Below are 7,476 nucleotides of genomic sequence, written 5' to 3'. Positions count from 1 at the left end.
GGGTCCCCCCCCCACCCGCAATCTCCCCATTTTTTGTCGGAGTTCCCCCCCCCCCCCCCCCCAACCCCCCCCCCTCCCCCCCCCCCCCCCCCCCCCCCGAACCCCCCCCCCCCCCCCCCCCCCCCCCCCCCCCCCTCCCTCCAGCTGGACGAGCACTTCGTGACCGACGAGGCGCGCTGGCTCTGGCGGCTGCGGCTCGTCGAGATCGCCGCGGACCCGGCGTGCGCGCGCTGGGTCGCGCACGCCGCCGTCGTCGAGCCGGACGGGCCGGTGGTCGGCTACGCCGGTTTCCACGGTCCACCGGACGCGTCCGGGATGGTCGAGGTCGGCTACGCGGTCACGCCCGCCCACCGCCGCCGGGGCCACGCCCGCGCCATGCTGGTCGCCCTGCTCCGCCGGGCCGCCGCCGAGCCCGCGGTACGGACCGTCCGGGCCAGCGTCTCGCCGTGGAACGCGGCCTCGCTGGCCGTGGTGGCGGCCTTCGGTTTCGCCCGGGTCGGCGAGCAGTGGGACGAGGAGGACGGCCTGGAGTACGTCTTCGAGCTTCCGGCACCCGCGACCTGACGGCCGGGTGGTCCACGGCCGGCCGTCGTGCCCGCCGGCCGTCGTGCCCGCTGTCGGGGACCGCGGGGACGGGTCACCTCGACGGCGTTCGCGGGATCGTCCCGGGCGCCGCCGCGGGCACCTGCCGGAGGGTGCGGATCCGCCCGTCCGCCGCCTCGGAGAGGCCCGGGGCGAGCCGGGCCCGGGCCATCACCCGCCCGGGTGAACGTCGGCGGTGGCCCCGCGCCGGCGGGCCGTGGCAACACGCCGACGGGCGGGCGAGGGTGCCGAGTGGGATGCCTCCGGTCGGGTAAGTGTTGGACAGATCGAGGGGCCGGTCGGGTCCCGGAGCCGTGAGGGGTGAGGTCATGACCGACAACGCCGCGGAGTTCGCCGTCGACTCACTGGACCCGGAGGAGCCGGAGCCGGTGCCGGTCGAGGAGCCCCCGTCACGCGACGAGTTGCCGCTGGACGCGGCGGCCGACGAGGGGGACGCCGTCGAGCAGAGCCGCGAGGTGCCGGTGGACGAGGACGAGTACCGCTGAACCGCGGCTGAAACGGTCGCGCCGGCCGCCCGGGTCCGAGACGGACCCGGGCGGCCGGCGCGTCGAGCGGCGTTCCGGAACTCAGAGCCGCAGCGAGACCGGGTAGGTCCGCAGCCAGCTGTCCATCCACAGCAGGGTCTCGGTCGCGTTCCGGACGCCCTGCGGATCGCTGCCCGGCGCGACGGCCTCGGCGACCGCGGCCCGGTTCGCCAGCGCGAGCGAGGGCGACTTGGGGTCGGCGGCGAGGGCCGCCAGGTCCCGGTTGAGGGCCACCGGGTAGGTCGGGTCCGAGGTGCTCGGGTAGGGGCTCTTCACCCGCTCCACGATCTCCTTCGGCAGCACCTCCCGGGCCGCCGCGCGCAGCAGGCTCTTCTCCCGGCCGTCGAAGTTCTTCATCGACCACGGCGCGTTGAAGACGTACTGCACCAGCCGGTGGTCGCAGAACGGCACCCGGACCTCCAGCCCGCTGGCCATGCTCATCCGGTCCTTGCGGTCCAGCAGCAGGCAGACGAAGCGGGTCAGGTGCAGGTAGCAGATCTCCCGCATCCGGCGCTCGGCCGGGTCGGCGCCGGGCAGGTGCGGGACCTCGCCGAGCGCCGTGCGGTAGCTGTCGGCGATGTACCCGGGCAGGTCGAGCCGGGTCAGCAGGTCGGGGTCGAGGAGCCCTTCGCGCGGCAACCGGCTGGGCCCGGCGAGCAGGTCGGCGGCGGCCAGCCAGGGGAAGGTGTCGGCCGCGACCGCCTTCGGGTCGTGGAACCAGGGGTAGCCGCCGAACACCTCGTCCGCCGACTCGCCCGAGAGCGCCACCGTGGAGTGCTTGCGGATCTCGCGGAACAGCAGGTACAGCGAGACGTCCAGGTCACCGAAGACCGAGGGCAGGTCGCGCGCCCGCAGCACGGCCGCCCGGTGCTCGGGGTCGGTCAGCGCGGCGGTGTCCAGCACGATGTCCTGGTGGTCGGCGGCGACGTGATCGGCCAGCAGGTGGGCGAACGGGCTGTCCAGAGTGGCCCGTAACGCGTCCGGCCGGAAGTTCTCGCTCTGGCCGACGAAGTCGACCGAGAACGAGCGGACCGGCCCGGCACCGGCGGCGGCCAGGCCCTCGGCGGCCAGCGCGGTGACCGTGCTGGAGTCCAGGCCGCCGGAGAGCAACGTGCAGAGCGGCACGTCGGCGATCAGCTGCCGGCGCACGATGTCGCGCAGCAGCTCGCGCACCGTGGCGATGGTGGTGTCCAGGTCGTCGGTGTGCTCCCGGGCCTCCAACCGCCAGTAGCGGTGGACGGTCAGGCCCTGCCGGCGGATCCGCAGGTAGTGGCCGGGCCGGACCTCGTACATGCCCTGGTAGACCGCGTGACCCGGGGTCTTCACCAAGGTCAGCGTCTCGCGCAGGCCGTCCGTGCCGACCACCGGCTCGACCGAAGGGTGGGCCAGGATCGCCTTGGGTTCGGAGCCGAACAGCACCCCGTCCGGAGTGGGGAAGTAGTACAGCGGCTTGACGCCCATCCGGTCGCGGACCAGCAGCAGTTCCTCGCGGCGGGCGTCCCAGAGCGCGAAGGCGAACATGCCGTTGAGGCGCTCCACGAACCGCTCGCCCCACCGCAGGTAGGCGTGCAGTACCACCTCGGTGTCGCTGGCGGTGTGGAACCGGTGACCGTGGTTCTCCAGTTCGGCCCGCAGTTCCTGGTAGTTGTAGACCTCGCCGCTGTAGCTGAGCGAGGCGAGCAGTCGGCCGTCCTCCTCGACCGTCATCGGCTGGGCGCCGCCGTCGATGTCGATCACGGCGAGCCGCCGGTGGCCGAGCGCCGCGTGGGGCGTGAGGTGCACTCCACCCGCGTCGGGGCCGCGGCAGGCCATGGTCGCGGTCATCTCCTCCAGCGTCCGCCGTTGCTCGGTCAGGTCCCGTTCGAAGGCCACCCATCCGGTGATCCCGCACATCCGCACTGACTCCCTCGGTGATCCGCCCGTCTCCGGGTAGGCAGGAGCGGCTCCCACCGCGGTACGAATGTCGGGGCCGGGTGGTGCGCCGCTTCGTTCCGTGTGCAGATCGTGACGCTACGCCCGCGACGGGCCGGGCGCCAGGAGAGCGGGGCAACCGAATGGCGCCGGAAATCGGGTGACCGGCCACCGTTGACGGACCGGCCCCGGTGTGCCGGCGGCACACCGGGGCGCCGACCGCGTGCAGCGGGCGCGGGCCTGGCGGGTCCGGCGTAGCGTGGATGGGGGAGGGGGTGACTTCTGTCCTCGAACCGTTCGGTGGAGGCCGTCATGAGACTGCGGGACGAATTTCCCGTCGACCACAAGCTGGCCCAGGTCTACCGCTTCGGCGCCGGTCTCGGTGGTCTGTTGCTGCTGATCTGGGGTGCGTTCGGCCTGGCCGGGTCACCGGGCTTCCTGTCCACGCACGGCAGGAGCCTGGTGGGGCTGTCCAGCAACGGCACGCTCAGCGTGCTGTCCATCATCGTCGGCGGCGTCCTCGTGATCGGCGCCGCGATCGGCGGCAACGTCGCCTCGAACATCAACATGGTCGCCGGGCTGGTCTTCTTCATCGCCGGTTTCGTGGGTCTGTGCGCCCTCGGCAGCAGCTGGAACATCCTGGCCTTCCGGATGACCAACGTGATCTTCAGCTTCGTCTTCGGGCTGGTGATCGCCACCTTCGGCATGTACGGCAGGGTCAGCGGCCGGCTGCCGCACGACAACCCGTACTGGCAGAAGCGCCACACCCAGGTGGACGGCTCCGAGGAGATCCAGAACCGCTGGCACGTGCCCGGTTTCAAGACCGTGCTGAAGCCGAAGCCGTCCGGCCACTGAGCGGGTTCCGTCAGGTCGTCCGCATTCCGTAAGGACCGCGGGGCCGACGGTGGGTCCGAGCCCTCGTAGGGTGCCCGTGGAGCGGGAACGCCGCCCCACGGGCACCGGACGAAGGGCTCTGTCATGACCGAGAGCGCGCAGATCGGGGTGATCGGAGGCTCCGGCCTCTACGCCCTGCTCGACGACGTCACCGAGATCACCGTCGGCACCCCCTACGGGCCGCCGAGCGACTCGCTCTTCCTGGGCGAGATCGCCGGCCGGCGGGTGGCGTTCCTGCCCCGGCACGGGCGCGGCCACCGGATCCCGCCGCAGCGGATCAACTACCGGGCCAACCTGTGGGCGCTGCACGCGCTCGGGGTGCGCCAGGTGGTCGCGCCGTGCGCGGTGGGCGGTCTGCGGACGGAGTACGGGCCGGGCACGCTGCTGATTCCCGACCAGTTCGTCGACCGCACCTCGGGCCGGGCGCAGACCTTCTACGACGGGCTGCCGCTGCCGGACGGCACGGTCCCCGAGGTGGTGCACGTCTCCACCGCCGACCCGTACTGCGCGGACGGCCGGGCCGCCGTGCTCACCGCGGCCCGCAGCCAGGACTGGGAGCCGGTGGACGGCGGCACCCTGGTGGTGGTCGAGGGCCCGCGCTTCTCCACCCGGGCCGAGTCGCGCTGGTTCACCCGCAACGGCTGGTCGGTGGTCGGCATGACCGGCCACCCGGAGGCCGTGCTCGCCCGCGAGCTGGGGCTCTGCTACACCTCGCTGGCGCTGGTGACCGACCTGGACGCGGGCGTCGAGACCGGCCAGGGGGTCACCCACGCCGAGGTGCTGGAGGTGTTCGCGCGCAACGTGGAACGGCTGCGCGGGGTGCTCTTCAAGGCCTTGGAGAGCCTGCCGGCGGCTCGGGACTGTGCCTGCGCGCACGCCCTGGACGGCCTGGCCACCGGACTGCCGGGCGTCCCCGACGCCTGAGCCACCGGCCCGTCCGGCGCACCCGGTCCCAGCGCGAGCAGTGCCGTGACCACCGCGACCGGGGCGGGCGGCAACAGCCAGTCGCGCAGGGCTGAGGCGGTGCGCAGGACCCGCGGGTCAGACCGCCGACCGCGCCTGCAGGTGGACGGCCTCCTCCCACTGGCGATGAAGGGCTTCCATGCCCGGCAGAGCGGGATCGGTGACGAAGTGCGCGGACGAGCGTCCCCGGTAGGTGAGCAGGAGGACCGAGGCCGGTGCACCGGCGGGCAGTGTGGTGAGGCTGTCCACCGCGTGCACCGGGTCGCCCCGGAACTGCAGGGGGTGGCGCAGGACATGGCTGGAGCACAGGACACCGCCCGTGCGGGTGGTGCGCACGGACCGCATGGCGTTGTGGAGGAACCGCCGCGGCATCGCACGTTGCAGGCGGCGGATGGCTTCGCGGCCGGATGCGGTCTTGATCCGGGCGGTGGCGCGGATGGCTGCCCGCAGGCTCCCCTCGACGGACACTTCGCGTCCCGGCCCGGCCAGGCGGGCACCGAAGACGTAATTGCCGAGGGCATCGGCCTCGGCGGGACGGCGAAGGTTGACCGCGACCATCAACGGCAGACCGTCCTGGGCGATCCGGGGCGCGTGCTCCGACGCCCAGGCCGCGACGGCGCGGGTGAGCGAGGCGATGTAGGCATCGTTGGCGCTTCCCCCGTACGGACGCGAGGCCGAGCGCAGCAGCCCGGTCGGCACCGAGGCCCAGTGGAAGGCCCTCTTCCCCGAGCAGGGATGATCGGGCATCGGCCAGTCGGCGCGGGCGGAGAGGCGGGCCAGACCGACCGCCGCGGCGGCTACGTCCAGCGGCGCGGCCCTGCGGAAGTCCCCGAGAGCGCGGACGACGCCGGAGGAGTGCGCGGCGGGCACCGGCTGAGCGCTGAACAGAGCCTCCAGGGCGTACACCACACCACCCATGTCCTGCACGCCGTGGTTGACGCGGTACACGAGCGCGTACCGGTCCGGTTCGTGCCCGTGCAACAGCGTCATGTCCCACTGCGGGCCGTCGGGAGGGAACGGGTCATCGTCGAGGTCACGAACCGCGTCCTTCACCGATCCGCCGGAGGGCAGCCGCCGAACGCGCAGGCGATCCGTGACGACGGGTGCCGACTGCTCCCAGCGAACGGTGCTCCCCGAACCGACGATGGTCGCGGACAACGCGGGTACCGAGGCGAGGCGCTCCGTGACGTGCGTCCGCAGCTCCGCCAACCGCGGGGGAGTGCCCGTGAAATGGAGAACGGCTCCGATGCGGAACGTTGGACCACTGGCCATGGCCAGATCAATCGGAGACGGTCGACGATCCCAGACAGACATGTTCACCTCCCAGTCACGCCGATGCGTGGGCAAGGCCCTCAACGGCCGTGTCGTGCGATCCACCGAGGGTCGGGAATCCGTTCCCTCCGCTGGCGGCTCGGCGTGCCGCCGGCGGCGGCCGGGTGTCTCCCCGCCTGGTTGGACGCTGATCTCGAACGGCGGAGCGAGTCGCGGAGCAACGGCACGGTACGTCCCAGGACGGGCGCGGCCCCAGGACCGGGGGACCGGGCCGACCGCGGGCGAGGCCGTCCCCTCGGAAGCTGGCAGGGGTGGACAAGACCGATCGCTGCCGAGCGCCGGCGCCTCCCCAGCATGAGCCTCCCGCGCGCGTCGGCGGCAGGGCGTGCGGCCCCGCGCGCGGCAGCACGGAGCACCGCGGGACCTCGCCCCGGGGCGGCCGGAAGGCGGAGCGCGCCGCCCTTCGACCCGTCCGCTTCCGCCCCCGCGCGCATCACGTCGCCCGGGCCACCGCCGTGGCCGGTCCGTGGCCGACGGCCTGGCCGTTGACGGTGGCGCCGGGCAGCGGGTCGGCGAGCCCGGCGTCGGGCCTCGACACGTCAGGAGCCCTCTCGGATGCGCCTGGCCGCGTCCGGCCACGGCCGTGGTTCGGCAGCGTCGTCCGCGAACATCACCGCTTCCTCCCACCAGCCGGTGCCGGACAGCCACGCCTCCAACCAGGCGGCCAGCGACGGCGAATCCTCGAACCACGCGTCCGCCCAGTCCTCGGGCCCGGCGTTCGGTTCGAAGGAAGAGCAGCACGGGGGCCTCGGGGCGCAGGCAGTCGACGGCCGCGTACATCGCGCAGCCCCAGTCCAGGATCGGGAGCACCCCACGTGGCCAGTGTGCTGACGGACCGCCCCGCTCCTGCCCCGGGCCGTACTCGGCCCGGTAGGCGGACGTGGCCGTCCGACCCTCGCCGGCCAGGGGGAACAGGCAGTAGTCCGGGCCGAAGCCGCCGTTCGCCACCTCGGTGTAGAGGCGCCTGAGCAGGACGGGCAGTGTGAATCCCAGCCGCCGCTCGGCTCCGGCGACGTCATCGGGGCCGGCCGCGGGCGGGAGCGGCCGGGACCGGCTTCGGGCGTGCGCCGCGACTCGACGGAGCAACTCGTCGTGGTTGGTCATGCCGGGGAGCGTCGCAGCCGGCTCCGACAGAGAACGCGGACGGGGGGGGGGGGGGGGGGGGGGGGGGGGGGGGGGGGGGGGGGGGGGGGGGGAGGGGGGGGGGGGGGGGGGGGGGGGGGGGGGGGGGGGGGGTGGTTTGTGTTTG

6 protein-coding genes and 1 pseudogene are annotated in these 7,476 nt (G+C 73.7%); 4 read left to right on the top strand and 3 right to left on the bottom strand.

Features of this window, described 5'->3' with window-relative positions:
- Positions 1-159 precede the first annotated feature (159 nt).
- Entirely contained in the window at positions 160-564 is a 405-nt protein-coding gene (locus tag ACZ38L_RS27735; protein ID WP_465698263.1) for a GNAT family N-acetyltransferase, read from the top strand.
- Between the two features lie 347 nt (positions 565-911).
- The gene (locus tag ACZ38L_RS27730) at positions 912-1,088 is read left to right on the top strand and encodes a hypothetical protein (RefSeq protein WP_396558613.1); all 177 of its coding nucleotides are present in this window, start codon (positions 912-914) and stop codon (positions 1,086-1,088) included.
- Positions 1,089-1,169: 81 nt separating this feature from the next.
- On the opposite strand, the gene asnB is transcribed toward ACZ38L_RS27730, so the two are convergent.
- Positions 1,170-3,020 (bottom strand): asparagine synthase (glutamine-hydrolyzing), encoded by a 1,851-nt coding sequence (asnB, locus tag ACZ38L_RS27725; protein ID WP_465698261.1) that lies wholly within the window; start codon positions 3,018-3,020, stop codon positions 1,170-1,172.
- 330 nt (positions 3,021-3,350) lie between these two features.
- On the opposite strand from asnB, the gene ACZ38L_RS27720 reads away from it, so the two are divergent.
- Positions 3,351-3,893 carry a DUF4383 domain-containing protein gene (locus tag ACZ38L_RS27720; RefSeq protein ID WP_465698259.1) on the top strand — a complete coding sequence of 181 codons (543 nt, stop codon included), beginning with the start codon at positions 3,351-3,353 and terminating at the stop codon, positions 3,891-3,893.
- Between the two features lie 123 nt (positions 3,894-4,016).
- Complete coding sequence (locus ACZ38L_RS27715) at positions 4,017-4,856, top strand: S-methyl-5'-thioadenosine phosphorylase (protein ID WP_465698257.1); 840 nt, start codon at positions 4,017-4,019, stop codon at positions 4,854-4,856.
- A gap of 117 nt (positions 4,857-4,973) precedes the next feature.
- On the opposite strand, the gene ACZ38L_RS27710 is transcribed toward ACZ38L_RS27715, so the two are convergent.
- Together ACZ38L_RS27710 and ACZ38L_RS27705 are read right to left on the bottom strand one after the other, a co-directional pair.
- Entirely contained in the window at positions 4,974-6,104 is a 1,131-nt protein-coding gene (locus tag ACZ38L_RS27710) for a hypothetical protein (protein ID WP_465698289.1), read from the bottom strand.
- Positions 6,105-7,016: 912 nt separating this feature from the next.
- Positions 7,017-7,331: pseudogene (locus ACZ38L_RS27705) on the bottom strand (SMI1/KNR4 family protein); the annotation flags it as partial.
- Between the last annotated feature and the right edge of the window lie 145 nt (positions 7,332-7,476).

The sequence above is a fragment of the Kitasatospora sp. NPDC024654 genome (genome assembly GCF_055559155.1).
Note: the sequence above shows the minus strand (reverse complement) of the source record. Positions and strands in the feature narration are given on the sequence as shown.

Bases quoted from the DNA above. Each gene is read 5' to 3' on its own strand.
- ACZ38L_RS27730 (WP_396558613.1), top strand. From the start codon at position 912: ATGACCGACAACGCCGCGGAGTTCGCCGTCGACTCACTGGACCCGGAG.
- asnB (WP_465698261.1), bottom strand. From the start codon at position 3,020: ATGTGCGGGATCACCGGATGGGTGGCCTTCGAACGGGACCTGACCGAG.
- ACZ38L_RS27720 (WP_465698259.1), top strand. From the start codon at position 3,351: ATGAGACTGCGGGACGAATTTCCCGTCGACCACAAGCTGGCCCAGGTC.
- ACZ38L_RS27715 (WP_465698257.1), top strand. From the start codon at position 4,017: ATGACCGAGAGCGCGCAGATCGGGGTGATCGGAGGCTCCGGCCTCTAC.